This is a genomic window from Chromobacterium sp. LK11 (assembly GCF_001043705.1).
GTDB classification, from domain to species: Bacteria; Pseudomonadota; Gammaproteobacteria; order Burkholderiales; family Chromobacteriaceae; genus Chromobacterium; species Chromobacterium alkanivorans.
Genome location: NZ_LDUR01000050.1, coordinates 1 through 16463, shown reverse-complemented (window position 1 = coordinate 16463; position 16463 = coordinate 1). Strand labels below are relative to the sequence as shown.

The following is a 16463-nucleotide window of genomic DNA, read 5'->3' as shown; positions in this document are numbered from 1 at the left end:
GGCCGACCTGGTGGACGACGCTGAACTGCTGGAACTGGTTGAAATGGAAGTTCGCGATCTGCTGTCTTCCTACGACTTCCCGGGTGACGACACCCCGGTGGTGATCGGCTCCGCTCGTCTGGCGCTGGAGGGCGACCAGTCCGAATACGGCGAACCGGCCATCTTCAAGCTGGCTGCCGCTCTGGATTCCTACATCCCGACTCCGGAACGCGCCATCGACAAGCCGTTCCTGCTGCCGATCGAAGACGTGTTCTCGATCTCCGGCCGCGGCACCGTGGTGACCGGTCGTGTTGAGCGCGGCATTGTTAAAGTCGGCGAAGAACTGGAAATCGTGGGCCTGAAGGCTACCGCGAAGACCACTTGCACCGGCGTGGAAATGTTCCGCAAGCTGCTGGACCAAGGTCAAGCCGGCGACAACGTGGGCGTGCTGCTGCGCGGCACCAAGCGTGAAGACGTTGAGCGTGGTCAGGTTCTGGCCAAGCCGGGTTCCATCACCCCGCACACCAAGTTCCAGGCTTCGGTATACGTACTGAGCAAAGACGAAGGTGGCCGTCACACCCCGTTCTTCGCTAACTACCGTCCGCAGTTCTACTTCCGTACCACCGACGTAACGGGTGCCGTTACTCTGGCGGAAGGCGTGGAAATGGTAATGCCGGGCGACAACGTGGAGATCACTGTTGAGCTGATCGCTCCGATCGCCATGGAAGATGGTCTGCGTTTCGCCATCCGCGAAGGCGGTCGTACCGTCGGCGCCGGCGTGGTGGCTAAGATCATCGCTTAATCAGGTTTAAAGGCCAGTAGCTCAATTGGTAGAGTATCGGTCTCCAAAACCGAGGGTTGGGGGTTCGAGACCCTCCTGGCCTGCCAATTAAGACCAGCCGGCGCTTGTGCGCCGGTTGGTCTTTTGTCGCATACGCGCAAGAGAAGATATCGACATGGAAATGCAAGATAAAATCAAACTGGCGCTGGCCGGTTTGCTGGTGGCGGCCGGTATCGTCGGCTTTTACATGATTCCGGCGGACCAGGGTATTTTGCGCGCGCTTTCGTTTGCGGCCGGCGTGATTCTGGCGGCTGGCGCGGTTTGGCTGTCGCAGCCGGGCAAGGGTTTCGTCACTTACGCCAACGAGTCTCTGGTCGAGGCGCGCAAGGTGGTGTGGCCGACTCGCAAAGAGGCGATGCAGATGACCGGCATGGTGTTTGTTTTCGTGCTGGTGCTGGCCTTGTTCATGTGGTTGGTGGACTCCAGTCTGTCCTGGCTGTTTTATGATGTGATTCTCGGTCGAGGTAAATAATGGCAATGCGCTGGTATGTGGTTCACGCTTATTCCGGTTTTGAAAAAAGCGTGCAAAAGGCGTTGCGCGAGCGCATCGAGCGTTCTCATGTCGCCGATCAGTTTGGTCAAATCCTGGTGCCGGTAGAAGAGGTTGTCGACGTCAAGAATGGCCGTCGCTCCATTACCGAGCGCAAGTTTTTCCCGGGCTATGTGTTGGTCGAGATGGAAATGACCGACGACACCTGGCACCTGGTCAAGAGCACGCCGAAAGTGACTGGCTTCGTTGGCGGCACCGCCAACCGCCCGGCGCCGATTTCCAAGAAGGAAGTCGAGGCCATCATGCAGCAGATGCAAGAGGGCGTGGAAAAGCCGAAACCGAAGGTTCTGTTCGAAGTGGGCGAGAAGGTGCGCGTCATCGACGGCCCGTTCAACGACTTCAATGGTTCCGTCGATGAAGTGAACTACGAGCGCAACAAGCTGCGCGTGTCGGTGCAGATTTTTGGTCGCGACACCCCGGTTGAGCTCGAATTCAGTCAGGTTGAGAAGTTGTAAGTCTGCCTCTTGGCAAGCTTTTTTTAAGCGTGTATACTGTTGCGCTTTCGTCGGGAAGCGAGTTGACGCTCGCGCTATACCCAAACTAGGAGTTTAATCGTGGCAAAGAAAATTGTCGGCTATATCAAGCTGCAAGTGCCCGCTGGCAAAGCCAACCCGTCGCCGCCGATCGGTCCGGCCCTGGGCCAGCGTGGTTTGAACATCATGGAATTCTGCAAGGCGTTCAACGCCGCGACCCAAGGCGTTGAGCCGGGTCTGCCGATTCCCGTAGTGATTACCGCCTTCGCGGACAAGTCCTTCACCTTCGTGATGAAGACCCCCCCGGCCACCATCCTTCTGAAGAAGGCTGCTGGCATCAAGTCCGGTTCGGCTAAAGCCAATACCGACAAGGTGGGTAAAGTGACTCGCGCTCAGCTGGAAGAAATCGCCAAGACCAAGCAGCCGGACCTGACCGCTGCCGATCTGGACGCCGCTGTTCGCACCATCGCCGGCTCCGCCCGTTCGATGGGTCTGGAAGTGGAGGGCGTGTAAATGGCTAAGGTTTCCAAGCGCTTGCAAGCTCTGAAGGCTGGCGTTGATCGCAACAAGCTGTACGCCATCGACGAAGCTATTTCCCTGGTGAAAGCCGCCGCCACCGCCAAATTCGACGAGTCCATCGACGTGGCCGTGAATCTGGGCGTGGATCCGCGCAAATCCGACCAAGTGGTCCGTGGTTCCGTGGTTCTGCCGCGCGGTACCGGCAAGTCCGTACGCGTTGCCGTGTTCGCTCAAGGCGCGAACGCTGAAGCCGCTAAAGCCGCTGGCGCCGAAGTCGTTGGTTTCGACGACCTGGCCGAGCAGGTTAAGGCCGGCAACCTGGACTTCGACATCGTGATCGCCTCCCCGGACGCGATGCGCGTTGTGGGTCAGCTGGGTCAGATCCTGGGTCCGCGTGGCCTGATGCCGAACCCGAAGGTGGGTACCGTGACCCCGAACGTAGCCGAGGCCGTGAAAAACGCCAAGGCCGGTCAGGTTCAGTACCGTACCGACAAGGCTGGTATCGTTCACGCCACCATCGGCCGCGCTTCTTTCGAAGCCGAAGCCCTGCGTGAAAACTTCTCCGCTCTGGTTGATGCCCTGGTGAAAGCCAAGCCGGCAGCTTCCAAGGGCGTGTATCTGAAAAAGATCGCCGTATCCAGCACCATGGGTGTCGGCGCTCGTGTAGATACCAACTCGATCAGCGCTTAATCGTTGTTTGAGTTTGGCGGGGCGGTTCGCCGCCTCGCCAAGGCTTTGGGCTGGCAAGTTCGCTTGCCAGGTTGTCAAAGACCGTAGGCGCCGCAAGGCTTAATCGCAGATTTGCCGGTAAGGAAGTCCGCACCCTACGCAGATGGTGTACCCGAAACAGGCTTCTGAACAAAGTTCAAGCTCATGTAGCTCAGGGGTAGAGCACTCCCTTGGTAAGGGAGAGGTCGGCGGTTCAATTCCGCCCATGAGCACCAGTTCTTTATGATGTCTCCTGATGTAGGTCGCCGCTGCAAAGCGAAGCGAAAATCCTTTCGCTTCATTTCAGTCTAGGAGGTAGACCTTGAGTCTCAATATCGAAGATAAAAAGGCGGTCGTAGCTGAAGTATCTGCCACGCTGGCAGGCGCTCAGACCCTCGTTATCGCTGAATATCGGGGCATCGAGGTAAGCAGCATGACCAAACTCCGCGCTCAAGCGCGTGAGAATGGCGTATACCTGCGCGTTCTGAAGAACACGCTGGTTCGCCGTGCTGTGGAAGGCACTCCGTTTGCCGGTCTGGCTGACCAAATGGTCGGCCCGCTGGTTTACGCTGTTTCCACCGACCCGGTAGCTGCTGCCAAGGTGCTGCATCAATATGCCAAGGCTGACGACAAAATCATCGTCAAGGCAGGTTCCTACGATGGCCAAGTGCTGAACGCCGCTCAGGTTGCTGAGCTCGCGTCCATCCCGAGCCGCGAAGAACTGCTGTCCAAGCTTCTCTACGTTATGCAGGCTCCGGTCGCTGGCTTCGCCCGCGCGCTGGCCGCCCTGTCCGACAAGAAGCAAGCCGAAGCCGCTTAACTTATTTGATTCTTATAGAATTCAGGAGATTTTCACATGGCAATCACCAAAGAAGACATCCTCGAGGCCGTTGCTGGTCTGACCGTGATGGAACTGAACGACCTGGTTAAGGCGTTCGAAGAGAAGTTCGGCGTTTCCGCCGCTGCTGTTGCTGTTGCTGGCCCGGCTGGCGCCGGCGCTGCTGCCGCTGAAGAAAAAACCGAGTTTGACGTTATCCTGACTGGCGCTGGCGACAACAAGGTTGGCGTGATCAAGGTTGTGCGCGCAATCACCGGTCTGGGCCTGAAAGAAGCCAAAGACCTGGTTGACGGCGCTCCGAAAGCCCTGAAAGAAGGCGTGGCGAAGGCTGAAGCCGACGACATCCTGAAACAGCTGACCGAAGCCGGTGCTAAGGCTGAAATCAAATAATCTTCTTTGAAAAAAGAGGGTGAGGCTGGCGGAGAAATCCGCCAGCCTTATTGCGCTTGTAGTTGGCCGAAACGAAGAAGGTAAAAGCCAGCAATTATTGAGCGTGGCTGCTGACTTTTGGTTTCTTGCTTGCGCCACCCCACCTCGATGGAGACTCTATGAGTTATTCGTTTACTGAGAAGAAGCGTATTCGTAAAAGTTTTGCGAAGCGTGCCAGTGTTCTCGATGTCCCATTCCTGTTGGCGACCCAGATTGATTCCTACACCGAATTTCTCCAGTTGGGTGTGCCGCTTGACCAGCGTAGGGATGTGGGCCTTCAGGCTGCGTTCAAATCGATCTACCCGATCATTAGCCACAACGGCTACGCGCGTCTGGACTTCGCTCATTACATCTTGGGCGAGCCGCCGTTCGATGTGCAGGAGTGTCAGCTGCGCGGCATCACCTACGCCGCTCCGCTGCGCGCGCGCATCCGCCTGACCATCTTCGACAAGGAGTCTTCCAAGCCGGTGGTGAAGGAAGTGCGCGAGAACGAAGTGTACATGGGCGAAATCCCGCTGATGACGACCAATGGCTCGTTCATCATCAACGGCACCGAGCGCGTCATCGTTTCTCAGTTGCATCGTTCCCCGGGCGTGTTCTTCGAGCACGACCGCGGCAAGACTCATTCCTCCGGCAAACTGTTGTTCTCCGCCCGCGTGATTCCTTACCGCGGTTCCTGGCTGGACTTCGAGTTTGACCCGAAAGACCTGCTGTACTTCCGTATCGACCGTCGCCGCAAGATGCCGGTGACCATCCTGCTGAAGGCGCTGGGTTACACCAACGAAGAAATCCTGTCCGAGTTCTACAGCTTCGACACCTTCTACCTGACCAAGAGCGGCGTGTTCATGCGCGTGGTTCCGGATCGTCTGAAGGGCGAAGTGGCCAAGTTCGACATCGTTGCCGCCGACGGCAAGCTGATCGTGGCCAAGGACAAGCGCATCACCGCCAAGCACATTCGCGACATCCAGACCGCTGAGCTGGACCGCATCGAAGTGCCGGCCGACGCGCTGCTGGGCAAGGTGCTGGCGCACAACGTCGCCAACGCCGACACCGGCGAGCTGATTTCGCGCGCCAACGACGAAGTGACCGAGGAAGTGCTGGCCAAGCTGGCGCTGGCCGATATCCAGCAGGTGGAAGTGCTGTTCACCAACGACCTGGATCAGGGCTCTTACATCTCCCAGACCCTGCGCGCCGACGATATCCAGGACCAGCTGCAGGCCCGCGTGGCCATCTACCGCATGATGCGTCCGGGCGAACCGCCGACGGAAGACGCGGTGGAAGCGCTGTTCCAGCGTCTGTTCTTCAGCGAAGAAACCTACGATCTGTCGCGCGTGGGCCGCATGAAGTTCAGCTCGCGCACCTACCAGTACAAATTCGACGACAAGACCCCTGAGTGGTTCAAGGTGCTGATCGGCGAGAAATTCGCCGAGCGTCGCGATGTGATGGAAGGCACGCTGTCGACTGAAGACATCGTTTCCGTGATCGCCATCCTGACCGAGCTGCGCAATGGCCGCGGCGAAGTGGACGATATCGATCACCTGGGCAACCGTCGCGTGCGTTCGGTGGGCGAACTGGCCGAAAACCAGTTCCGCGCCGGTCTGGTGCGCGTGGAGCGCGCGGTCAAGGAACGCCTGAATCAGGCGGAGTCCGACAACCTGATGCCGCACGATCTGATCAACGCCAAACCGGTGTCCGCCGCGATCAAGGAGTTCTTCGGCTCCTCGCAGCTGTCCCAGTTCATGGACCAGACCAACCCGCTGTCGGAAATCACCCACAAGCGCCGCGTATCGGCTCTTGGTCCGGGCGGTCTGACCCGCGAACGCGCCGGCTTCGAAGTGCGCGACGTACACCCGACCCACTATGGCCGCGTGTGCCCGATCGAAACGCCGGAAGGCCCGAACATCGGTCTGATCAACTCGCTGTCCGTCTACGCGCGCACCAACGAGTTCGGCTTCCTGGAAACCCCGTACCGCAAAGTCGTGGACGGCAAGGTGACCAACGAGATCGACTATCTGTCCGCGATCGAAGAAGGCCGCTACGTGATTGCTCAGGCCAACGCCGAGCTGAGCGAAGAGGGTGCGCTGATCGACGAGCTGGTGACCTGCCGCGAGAAGGGCGAAACCATTCTGGCGACTCCGGACCGCGTGCAGTACATGGACGTGGCCACCGGCCAGGTGGTGTCCGTCGCCGCCTCGCTGATTCCGTTCCTGGAACACGATGACGCCAACCGCGCATTGATGGGCGCCAACATGCAGCGTCAGGCCGTGCCTTGCCTGCGTCCGGAAAAAGCCCTGGTGGGCACCGGCATCGAGCGCTCGGTGGCGGTTGACTCCGGCACCACCGTGGTGGCGCGTCGCGGCGGCGTGGTCGACTATGTCGACGCGACCCGCGTGGTGGTTCGCGTCAACGACGAAGAAGCTGTTGCCGGCGAAGTGGGCGTGGACATCTACAACCTGACCAAGTTCACCCGCTCCAACCAGAACACCAACATCAACCAGCGTCCGGTGGTGAAAGTGGGCGACCACATCGCCCGCGGCGACGTGGTGGCCGACGGCGCCTCCACCGACCTGGGCGAGCTGGCGCTGGGTCAGAACATGACCATCGCCTTCATGCCGTGGAACGGTTACAACTACGAAGACTCGATCCTGATCTCGGAGAAGCTGGTCGCCGAAGACCGCTACACCTCGATCCATATCGAAGAACTGTCCGTGGTTGCCCGCGACACCAAGCTGGGCCCTGAGGAAATCACCCGCGACATCCCGAACCTGTCCGAGCGTATGGCCGGCCGTCTGGATGAATCCGGCATCGTCTACATCGGCGCGGAGGTTGAAGCGGGCGACGTGCTGGTGGGCAAGGTGACGCCTAAGGGCGAAACCCAGCTGACGCCGGAAGAAAAGCTGCTGCGCGCGATCTTCGGCGAGAAGGCTTCCGACGTGAAGGACACCTCGCTGCGCGTGCCGACCGGCACCGTGGGCACCGTGATCGACGTTCAGGTGTTCACCCGCGAAGGCATCGAGCGCGACAAGCGCGCCCAGTCCATCATCGATTCGGAACTGAAGCGCTATCGCCTGGACCTGAACGACCAGCTGCGTATTTTCGACAACGACGCCTTCAGCCGCATCGAGCGTCTGATCGTGGGCAAGGTCGCCAACGGCGGTCCGAAGCGCCTGGTGAAAGGCACTGTGATCGATCAGGAATACCTGGCCGATCTGCCGTCCAAGCACGACTGGTTCGACATCCGCATGGCCGATGAAGACATCGCCAAGCAGCTGGAACTGATCAAGGAAAGCCTGGCGCAGAAGCGCGAAGAATTCGACCTCAAGTTCGAAGACAAGAAGCGCAAGCTGACCCAGGGCGACGAACTGCCGCCGGGCGTGCAGAAGATGGTCAAGGTTTACCTGGCCGTCAAGCGCCGCCTGCAGGCCGGCGACAAGATGGCAGGCCGTCACGGTAACAAGGGCGTGGTGTCGCGCATTCTGCCGATCGAAGACATGCCTTACATGGGGGATGGTCGTCCGGTCGACATCGTGCTGAACCCGCTGGGCGTACCGTCGCGTATGAACATCGGTCAGATTCTGGAAGTGCATCTGGGTTGGGCCGCCAAGGGCATCGGCGAGCGCATCGACCGCATGGTCAAGGAGCAGCAGACCGCTTCCTCGGTGCGCGGCTATCTGGAGCGCATCTACAACGAAGCCGGCAAGGCCGAAGACATCGCCTCGCTGAGCGACGACGAAGTGCTGGCGCTGGCCGACAATCTGCGCAAGGGCATGCCGTTCGCCACGCCGGTATTCGACGGCGCCAAGGAGACCGAGATCAAGCACATGCTGGATCTGGCCTACCCGGACGAAGACCCGCTGACCGAGAAAATGGGCTTTAATGAGTCCAAGACCCAGATGACCCTGTACGACGGCCGCTCCGGCGAAGCCTTCGACCGCAAGGTCACCGTGGGCGTGATGCACTATCTGAAGCTGCATCACCTGGTCGACGACAAGATGCACGCGCGTTCCACCGGCCCGTACTCGCTGGTGACCCAGCAGCCGCTGGGCGGTAAGGCCCAGTTCGGTGGCCAGCGTTTCGGTGAGATGGAGGTTTGGGCGCTGGAAGCTTACGGCGCCGCCTACACCCTGCAGGAAATGCTGACAGTGAAGTCGGACGATGTGACCGGTCGTACCAAGGTGTACGAGAACATCGTCAAGGGCGAGCACAAGATCGATGCCGGCATGCCGGAATCCTTCAACGTGCTGGTGAAGGAAATCCGTTCGCTCGGCCTCGACATGGACCTGGAACGTTATTGATTGGGTTGAATGGGCGCGGCAAGCCGCCGCGCCTGTCCCCTGACTGGAGACGCAATGAAAGCTCTGCTCGACCTCTTTAAGCAAGTTACGCAAGAAGAAGAGTTTGATGCGATTAAGATCGGCATCGCCTCGCCTGACAAGATCCGTTCCTGGTCTTATGGTGAAGTAAAAAAGCCTGAAACCATCAACTACCGTACCTTCAAACCGGAACGCGACGGCCTGTTCTGCGCGCGCATCTTCGGACCGGTGAAGGACTATGAGTGCTTGTGCGGCAAGTACAAGCGCCTGAAGCATCGCGGCGTGATCTGCGAGAAGTGCGGCGTGGAAGTCACCTTGTCCAAGGTGCGTCGCGAGCGCATGGGCCACATCGAGCTGGCCAGCCCGACCGCGCACATCTGGTTCCTGAAGTCGCTGCCGTCGCGTCTGGGCATGGTGCTGGACATGACGCTGCGCGACATCGAGCGCGTGCTGTACTTCGAAGCGTTCGTGGTGACCGATCCGGGCATGACCCCGCTGCAATACCGTCAACTGCTGACCGAAGAGGACTTCCTGGACAAGGAAGACCAGTACGGTGAGGAATTCGTCGCCATGATGGGCGCCGAGGCGGTCAAGGAATTGCTGAAAAAGCTGAACCTGGACAGCGAGATCGAGACCCTGCGCGCCGAACTCAAGGCCACCAGCTCCGACACCAAGATCAAGAAGATCTCCAAGCGCCTGAAAGTGCTGGAGGCCTTCCAGCGTTCCGGCATGAAGCCGGAATGGATGATCCTGGAAGTGCTGCCGGTGTTGCCGCCGGAACTGCGTCCGCTGGTGCCGCTGGACGGCGGTCGCTTCGCGACTTCCGATCTGAACGATCTGTACCGCCGCGTGATCAACCGCAACAACCGTCTGAAGCGTCTGCTGGAACTGCGCGCGCCGGACATCATCGTGCGCAACGAGAAGCGCATGCTGCAGGAATCGGTTGACTCGCTGCTGGACAACGGCCGTCGCGGCAAGGCGATGACCGGCGCCAACAAGCGTCCGCTGAAATCGCTGGCCGACATGATCAAGGGCAAGGGTGGTCGTTTCCGTCAGAACTTGCTGGGTAAGCGCGTGGACTACTCCGGTCGTTCCGTGATTACCGTGGGCCCGACCCTGCGTCTGCACCAGTGCGGCCTGCCGAAGAAGATGGCGCTGGAACTGTTCAAGCCCTTCATCTTCCACAAGCTGGAAGTAATGGGCCTGGCGTCCACCATCAAGGCGGCCAAGAAGCTGGTAGAGCAGGAAGTGCCGGAAGTTTGGGACATCCTGGAAGATGTGATTCGCGAGCATCCGGTACTGCTGAACCGTGCGCCGACGCTGCACCGTCTGGGCATTCAGGCGTTTGAGCCGGTGCTGATCGAAGGCAAGGCCATCCAGCTGCACCCGCTGGTTTGCGCGGCGTTCAACGCCGACTTCGACGGTGACCAGATGGCCGTTCACGTGCCGCTGTCGCTGGAAGCGCAGATGGAAGCCCGCACCCTGATGCTGGCCACCAACAACGTGCTGTCCCCGGCCAACGGCGATCCTATCATCGTACCGTCGCAGGATATCGTGTTGGGTCTGTACTACATGACCCGCGACAAGGTGAACGGCAAGGGCGAAGGCATGGTGTTTGCGGACACCAAGGAAGTGCATCGCGCCTACGAAACCCGTCAGGTCGAACTGGCGACGCGCATCACCGTGCGTTTGCGCGAATGGGAAAAAGACGAGCAGGGCGAGTTCCAGCCGGTGATCAAGCGTTACGACACCACCGTGGGCCGCGCCATCCTGTCCGATATCCTGCCGAAGGGCCTGCCGTTCGAGCACATCAACAAGGCGCTGAAGAAGAAGGAAATCTCCAAGCTGATCAACGTATCGTTCCGCCGTTGCGGCATCCGCGATACCGTGATCTTCGCCGACCAGTTGATGTACACCGGTTTCGCCTACTCTACTCGCGGCGGCATCTCCATTTGCGTGGACGATATGCAGATCCCGGCCAAGAAGGTCGACCTGCTCGCCGACGCGCAGAAGGAAGTCAAAGAGATCGAAGAGCAGTACCGTCAAGGTCTGGTGACCCAGGGCGAACGCTACAACAAGGTAGTGGACATCTGGGGCCGCACCGGCGACAAGATCGCCAAGGCGATGATGGACGAGCTGTCCAAGCAGAAGGTGCTGGACCGCGAAGGCAAGGAAGTCGATCAGGAATCCTTCAACTCCATTTACATGATGGCCGACTCGGGCGCGCGGGGTTCCGCCGCCCAGATCAAGCAGCTGGCCGGCATGCGGGGTCTGATGGCCAAGCCGGACGGCTCGATTATCGAGACGCCGATTACCGCGAACTTCCGCGAAGGCCTGACCGTACTGCAGTACTTTATTTCCACTCACGGTGCGCGTAAGGGTCTGGCGGATACCGCCTTGAAGACCGCGAACTCCGGTTACCTGACCCGTCGTCTGGTCGACGTGACCCAGGATCTGGTGGTGATCGAGGACGATTGCGGCACCAGCAACGGCTTCACCATGAAGGCCGTGCTGCAGGGCGGCGACGTGATCGAACCGCTGCGCGACCGCATTCTGGGCCGCGTGGCCGCGATCGACCTGGTGGATCCGTCCACCGGCGAGACCGTGATCGAAGCCGGCACGCTGCTGGACGAGCAGCTGGTGGACGTGGTGGACAGCCTCGGCATCGACGAGGTGAAAGTTCGCACCGCCATCACTTGCGACACCCGCTACGGTCTGTGCGCCAAGTGCTACGGTCGCGACCTGGCGCGCGGCAAGCGCGTCAACGCCGGCGAAGCCATTGGCGTGATCGCCGCCCAGTCCATCGGTGAACCGGGCACCCAGCTGACCATGCGTACCTTCCACATCGGTGGTGCGGCGTCGCGAAACGCGGCGGCGAGCCAGGTGGAAGGCAAGTCCAACGGCACCGTGCGCTTCTCCAGCCAGATGCGCTATGTGGCGAACACCAAGGGCGAGCTGATCGTCATCACCCGCTCCGGCGAAGTGGTGATCCACGACGATATGGGCCGCGAGCGCGAGCGTCACAAAGTGCCGTACGGCGCGACCCTGATGGTGACCGACGGTCTGCAGATCAAGGCCGGCGCCGTGTTGGCCACTTGGGACCCGCACACCCGTCCGATCATCACCGAGTACGCTGGCCGCGTGAAGTTCGAAAACGTGGAAGAGGGCAACACCGTTGCCAAGCAGACTGACGAAGTGACCGGTCTGTCGACGCTGGTGGTTATCGATCCGAAGCGCCGCGCCGGTTCGCAGTCCAAGATGCTGCGTCCTCTGGTGAAGCTGCTGGACGACAACGGCAACGAAGTGAAGCTGGCCGGTTCCGAAGCCTCGGTATCGATCACCTTCCAGGTGGGCGCCATTATCACGGTGCGCGACGGTCAGGAAGTGGGCAAGGGCGAAGTGCTGGCCCGCATCCCGCAGGAATCGTCCAAGACCCGCGATATTACCGGTGGTCTGCCGCGTGTGGCCGAGCTGTTCGAAGCGCGTTCGCCGAAAGACGCCGGCATGCTGGCGGAAGTGACCGGCACGATCTCCTTCGGCAAGGACACCAAGGGCAAGCAGCGCCTGATCATCACCGATCTGGAAGGCAACGGTTACGAAAACCTGATCCCGAAAGACAAGCACGTGCTGGTGCACGATGGTCAGGTGGTGAACCGCGGCGAATCCATCGTGGACGGCCCGGTGGACCCGCACGACATCCTGCGTCTGCAGGGTATCGAGGCGCTGGCCCGCTACATCGTCCAAGAGGTGCAGGAGGTGTATCGTCTGCAGGGCGTGAAGATCAACGACAAGCACATCGAGGTGATCATTCGCCAGATGCTGCGTCGCGTGATCATCTCCGACAGCGGCGACACCGAGTTCATCCAGGGTGAGCAGGTGGAGCGCGCCGACGCGCTGGAAATGAACGACAAGATGCTGGCGGAAGGCCGCGAGCCCGCGCAGTACGAAAACGTGCTGCTGGGTATCACCAAGGCCTCCTTGTCCACCGACTCGTTCATCTCCGCGGCTTCCTTCCAGGAAACCACTCGCGTGCTGACCGAAGCGGCGATCATGGGCAAGAAGGACGATCTGCGTGGTCTGAAGGAAAACGTGATCGTTGGCCGTCTGATCCCGGCGGGTACCGGCCTGGCTTACCACCGCACCCGTCGCGGTTCGACCCAGCACACGCTGGAAGCGGCCGAAGCCCAGTTCTTCGACATCGCTCCGGCCGACGCGCTCGACAGCAACGAATAACGCTTAGTCGTCCTGGCCGGAAGGGGCGGAATTGCCCGCCTCCGCCGGTCCTGACGCAAAGTGTTGAAAAAACGCTGCCCTATCAACGGTTAAGGTGATGGGGCGGCGTTGTTTTCATTGACGGTAGGACGTTGACTAAAATATAATCCTCCGTCCTTTCTGGCGGCGTGTTGCCGTTGGAGAGCTTCAACTAGGAACTGATAGTAATGCCAACCATTAACCAACTCGTTCGCAAAGGCCGCGTCGCCATCAAGGCGAAGAGCAAGGTGCCTGCGCTGGAAGCCTGCCCGCAGAAGCGTGGCGTGTGCACCCGTGTCTACACCACCACTCCGAAGAAGCCGAACTCGGCTCTGCGTAAAGTGTGCAAGGTTCGTCTGACCAACGGTTTCGAAGTGATTTCCTACATCGGTGGTGAAGGCCACAACCTGCAGGAACACTCCGTAGTGCTGCTCCGCGGCGGTCGTGTAAAAGACTTGCCGGGTGTTCGCTACCACACCGTTCGCGGCTCCCTCGACACCGCAGGTGTTAAAGACCGTAAACAGGCTCGTTCCAAGTACGGCGCCAAGCGTCCCAAGTAATTGGGGTGCTCTCAAGGCGGCCTGATCAACACTCAGGGTCGTCTAGTAAGTGACTGCTCCATTGGGTAGTCATGAGCCCAAGCTCAACTGAATAATCTAAGGAAGTAACATGCCACGTCGCAGAGAAGTCCCCAAGCGCGAAATCCTGCCGGATCCGAAGTTCGGTTCCCAGGACCTGTCCAAGTTCATGAACGTAGTCATGATCGATGGCAAGAAATCCGTTGCAGAACGCATCATCTACGGTGCTCTGGAACAGATCGAAAAGAAATCCGGCAAAAACGCCCTGGAAGTGTTCAACGCAGCACTGTCCAATGCCAAGCCGGTAGTTGAAGTAAAAAGCCGCCGCGTAGGCGGTGCCAACTATCAAGTTCCTGTTGAAGTACGTCCGTCGCGTCGTATGGCTCTGGCCATGCGTTGGCTGCGCGACGCTGCGCGCAAGCGCGGCGAAAAGTCCATGGACCTGCGCCTGGCTGGTGAGTTGCTCGACGCGGCCGAAGGCCGTGGCGGCGCGATGAAGAAGCGTGACGAAGTGCACCGCATGGCAGAAGCCAACAAGGCCTTCTCGCACTTCCGCTTCTAAGCAGACCCACTATTTAAGGTGTAGATCGTGGCAAGGAAAACCCCCATTGAGCGTTACCGTAATATCGGTATCTCTGCTCACATTGACGCCGGTAAGACGACCACTACCGAGCGTATTCTGTTTTACACCGGCGTGAACCACAAGCTGGGCGAGGTTCATGACGGCGCTGCCACCACCGACTGGATGGAGCAGGAGCAGGAGCGTGGCATTACCATCACCTCCGCTGCTGTGACCACCTTCTGGAAAGGTATGGGGATGCAGTTCCCCGAGCACCGCTTCAACATCATCGACACCCCGGGGCACGTGGACTTTACCATTGAGGTAGAGCGTTCCATGCGCGTTCTGGACGGCGCGGTGATGGTGTACTGCGCGGTGGGTGGCGTTCAGCCCCAGTCTGAAACCGTATGGCGTCAGGCTAACAAGTACAAAGTTCCGCGTATCGCTTTCGTGAACAAGATGGACCGTCAAGGCGCCAACTTCTTCCGTGCGGTTGAACAGGTGAAGACTCGCCTGCGCGGCAACCCGGTGCCCATCGTCGTGCCTATCGGCGCGGAAGACGGCTTCACCGGCGTGGTTGACCTGCTGAAGATGAAGGCCATCATCTGGGATGAAGCTTCCCAGGGCATGAAATTCGAATACGGCGAGATCCCGGCCGACCTGGTTTCCGTGGCTGAAGAATGGCGCGAGAAGATGGTTGAAGCCGCCGCCGAAGTCAGCGATGAGATGATGGACAAGTACTTGGGCGGCGAAACGCTGACCGAGGAAGAAATCATCGCCGGTCTGCGCGAGCGTACCCTGCGTTGCGAAATTCAGCCGATGCTGTGCGGCTCCGCGTTCAAGAACAAGGGTGTTCAGCGCATGCTGGACGCCGTGGTTGAACTGCTGCCGGCGCCGATCGACATTCCGGCTATCGCGGGTGAAACCGACGGCAAGCCGGCCGAGCGTCACGCTTCCGACGACGAGCCGTTCTCGGCTCTGGCGTTCAAGCTGATGAACGACCCGTACGTTGGTCAGCTGACCTTCTTCCGCGTCTACTCCGGTGTGGTGAAGTCCGGTGATACCGTGCTGAACTCCATCAAGGGCAAGAAAGAGCGTATCGGCCGTATCGTGCAGATGATGGCGAACGACCGTATCGAGCTGGAAGAAGTGCGCGCAGGCGACATCGCCGCCGCCATCGGCCTGAAAGAAGTGACCACCGGCGAAACCCTGTGCGATCTGAACGCCGAAATCATCCTGGAGCGCATGGAGTTCCCGGAGCCGGTGATTCACGTTGCCGTTGAGCCGAAGACCAAGGCCGACCAGGAGAAGATGGGCGTTGCCCTGAACCGCCTGGCCAAGGAAGACCCGTCGTTCCGCGTGCGTACCGACGAAGAATCCGGCCAGACCATTATTTCCGGTATGGGCGAACTGCACCTGGAAATTCTGGTTGACCGCATGAAGCGCGAATTTGGCGTTGAAGCCAACGTTGGCGCTCCGCAAGTGGCTTACCGCGAAACCATTACCAAAACCGTTACCGACGTTGACGGCAAGCACGTCAAGCAGTCCGGTGGTAAGGGTCAGTACGGCCACGCAGTCATTACCCTGGAGCCGTCCGGCGAGGGCAATGGCTACAAGTTTGTCGACGAGATCAAGGGTGGCGTGATTCCGCGTGAATTCATCCCGTCCGTGGACAAGGGTATTCAAAACACCCTGTCCAGCGGTATTCTCGCCGGCTTCCCGGTGGTTGACGTTACCGTGCGTCTGACCTTCGGTTCCTACCACGACGTCGACTCCTCGCAGATCGCGTTCGAACTGGCTGGCTCCCTGGCATTCAAAGAAGCCATGCGCCGCGCCGGTCCGTGCATCCTCGAGCCGATGATGGCGGTGGAAGTGGAAACTCCGGAAGAGTACATGGGCGATGTGATGGGCGACTTGAACCGTCGTCGCGGCATCGTTCAGGGTATGGACGACGATGGTTTGGGTGGCAAGAAGATCAAGGCCGAAGTGCCGCTGGCCGAGATGTTCGGTTACTCCACCGACCTGCGTTCCGCTACCCAGGGTCGTGCGACCTACTCCATGGAGTTCAAGCACTACTCCGAAGCTCCGAAGCATGTTGCCGACGCCGTAATGGCCGCTCGCAAGTAATGCGCGCTGAGGCTGGCCGGGCCGTGAGGTCCGGTCAGTCCCGATCTAATGTTCTTTAATTAAGGATTTTTGCAAAATGGCAAAAGAAAAGTTTGAGCGGACCAAACCGCACGTAAACGTAGGCACCATCGGTCACGTGGACCATGGTAAAACCACTCTGACCGCTGCTATCACCACCATTCTGTCCAAGAAGTTCGGCGGCGAAGCCAAAGACTACTCCCAGATCGACAGCGCGCCGGAAGAGAAGGCTCGTGGTATTACCATCAATACCGCTCACGTAGAATACGAAACCGAGTCC

13 protein-coding genes and 2 tRNA genes are annotated in these 16463 nt (G+C 59.6%); all 15 read left to right on the top strand.

The features are described 5' to 3' along the window. A partial coding sequence (locus VK98_RS22020; RefSeq protein ID WP_048413698.1) for an elongation factor Tu occupies nt 1–781 on the top strand: 781 nt, incomplete at its 5' end. 10 nt (nt 782–791) lie between these two features. Beyond that, nucleotides 792–867, top strand: a tRNA-Trp gene (locus VK98_RS22015). A 68-nt stretch (nt 868–935) separates the two neighbouring features. Beyond that, nucleotides 936–1292, top strand: coding sequence for a preprotein translocase subunit SecE (gene secE, locus VK98_RS22010; RefSeq protein ID WP_082159188.1), 357 nt, complete (start codon nt 936–938; stop codon nt 1290–1292). Then, nucleotides 1292–1825: a transcription termination/antitermination protein NusG gene (gene nusG, locus VK98_RS22005; protein ID WP_048411720.1), complete on the top strand. Its 534-nt coding sequence runs from the start codon at nt 1292–1294 to the stop codon at nt 1823–1825. Before secE ends, nusG begins: the two co-directional genes overlap by 1 nt. A 99-nt stretch (nt 1826–1924) precedes the next feature. Continuing rightward, the gene (gene rplK, locus VK98_RS22000; RefSeq protein WP_048416070.1) at nt 1925–2356 is read left to right on the top strand and encodes a 50S ribosomal protein L11; all 432 of its coding nucleotides are present in this window, start codon (nt 1925–1927) and stop codon (nt 2354–2356) included. After that, complete coding sequence (rplA, locus tag VK98_RS21995; protein ID WP_048416069.1) at nt 2357–3052, top strand: 50S ribosomal protein L1; 696 nt, start codon at nt 2357–2359, stop codon at nt 3050–3052. Between the two features lie 179 nt (nt 3053–3231). Beyond that, nucleotides 3232–3306 (top strand) — tRNA-Thr (locus tag VK98_RS21990). Nucleotides 3307–3392: 86 nt separating this feature from the next. Beyond that, nucleotides 3393–3890: a 50S ribosomal protein L10 gene (rplJ, locus tag VK98_RS21985; protein WP_048416068.1), complete on the top strand. Its 498-nt coding sequence runs from the start codon at nt 3393–3395 to the stop codon at nt 3888–3890. A gap of 36 nt (nt 3891–3926) precedes the next feature. Beyond that, nucleotides 3927–4298, top strand: a complete 372-nt coding sequence (gene rplL / locus VK98_RS21980; protein WP_019102910.1) for a 50S ribosomal protein L7/L12 — start codon at nt 3927–3929, stop codon at nt 4296–4298. 158 nt (nt 4299–4456) lie between these two features. Beyond that, nucleotides 4457–8632 carry a DNA-directed RNA polymerase subunit beta gene (rpoB, locus tag VK98_RS21975; RefSeq protein ID WP_048416067.1) on the top strand — a complete coding sequence of 1392 codons (4176 nt, stop codon included), beginning with the start codon at nt 4457–4459 and terminating at the stop codon, nt 8630–8632. A gap of 54 nt (nt 8633–8686) precedes the next feature. Continuing rightward, nucleotides 8687–12883 carry a DNA-directed RNA polymerase subunit beta' gene (rpoC, locus tag VK98_RS21970; RefSeq protein ID WP_048416066.1) on the top strand — a complete coding sequence of 1399 codons (4197 nt, stop codon included), beginning with the start codon at nt 8687–8689 and terminating at the stop codon, nt 12881–12883. 206 nt (nt 12884–13089) lie between these two features. After that, nucleotides 13090–13461, top strand: a complete 372-nt coding sequence (rpsL, locus tag VK98_RS21965) for a 30S ribosomal protein S12 (protein ID WP_019103491.1) — start codon at nt 13090–13092, stop codon at nt 13459–13461. Between the two features lie 109 nt (nt 13462–13570). Further along, a complete protein-coding gene (gene rpsG / locus VK98_RS21960) occupies nt 13571–14041 on the top strand; it encodes a 30S ribosomal protein S7 (protein WP_021479140.1) in 471 nt (156 codons plus the stop codon). Nucleotides 14042–14068: 27 nt separating this feature from the next. Then, nucleotides 14069–16165, top strand: coding sequence for an elongation factor G (fusA, locus tag VK98_RS21955; protein WP_048416065.1), 2097 nt, complete (start codon nt 14069–14071; stop codon nt 16163–16165). Between the two features lie 76 nt (nt 16166–16241). Beyond that, nucleotides 16242–16463: GTP-binding protein (locus tag VK98_RS21950; protein ID WP_048413476.1), on the top strand; the 222-nt coding region annotated here is incomplete at its 3' end.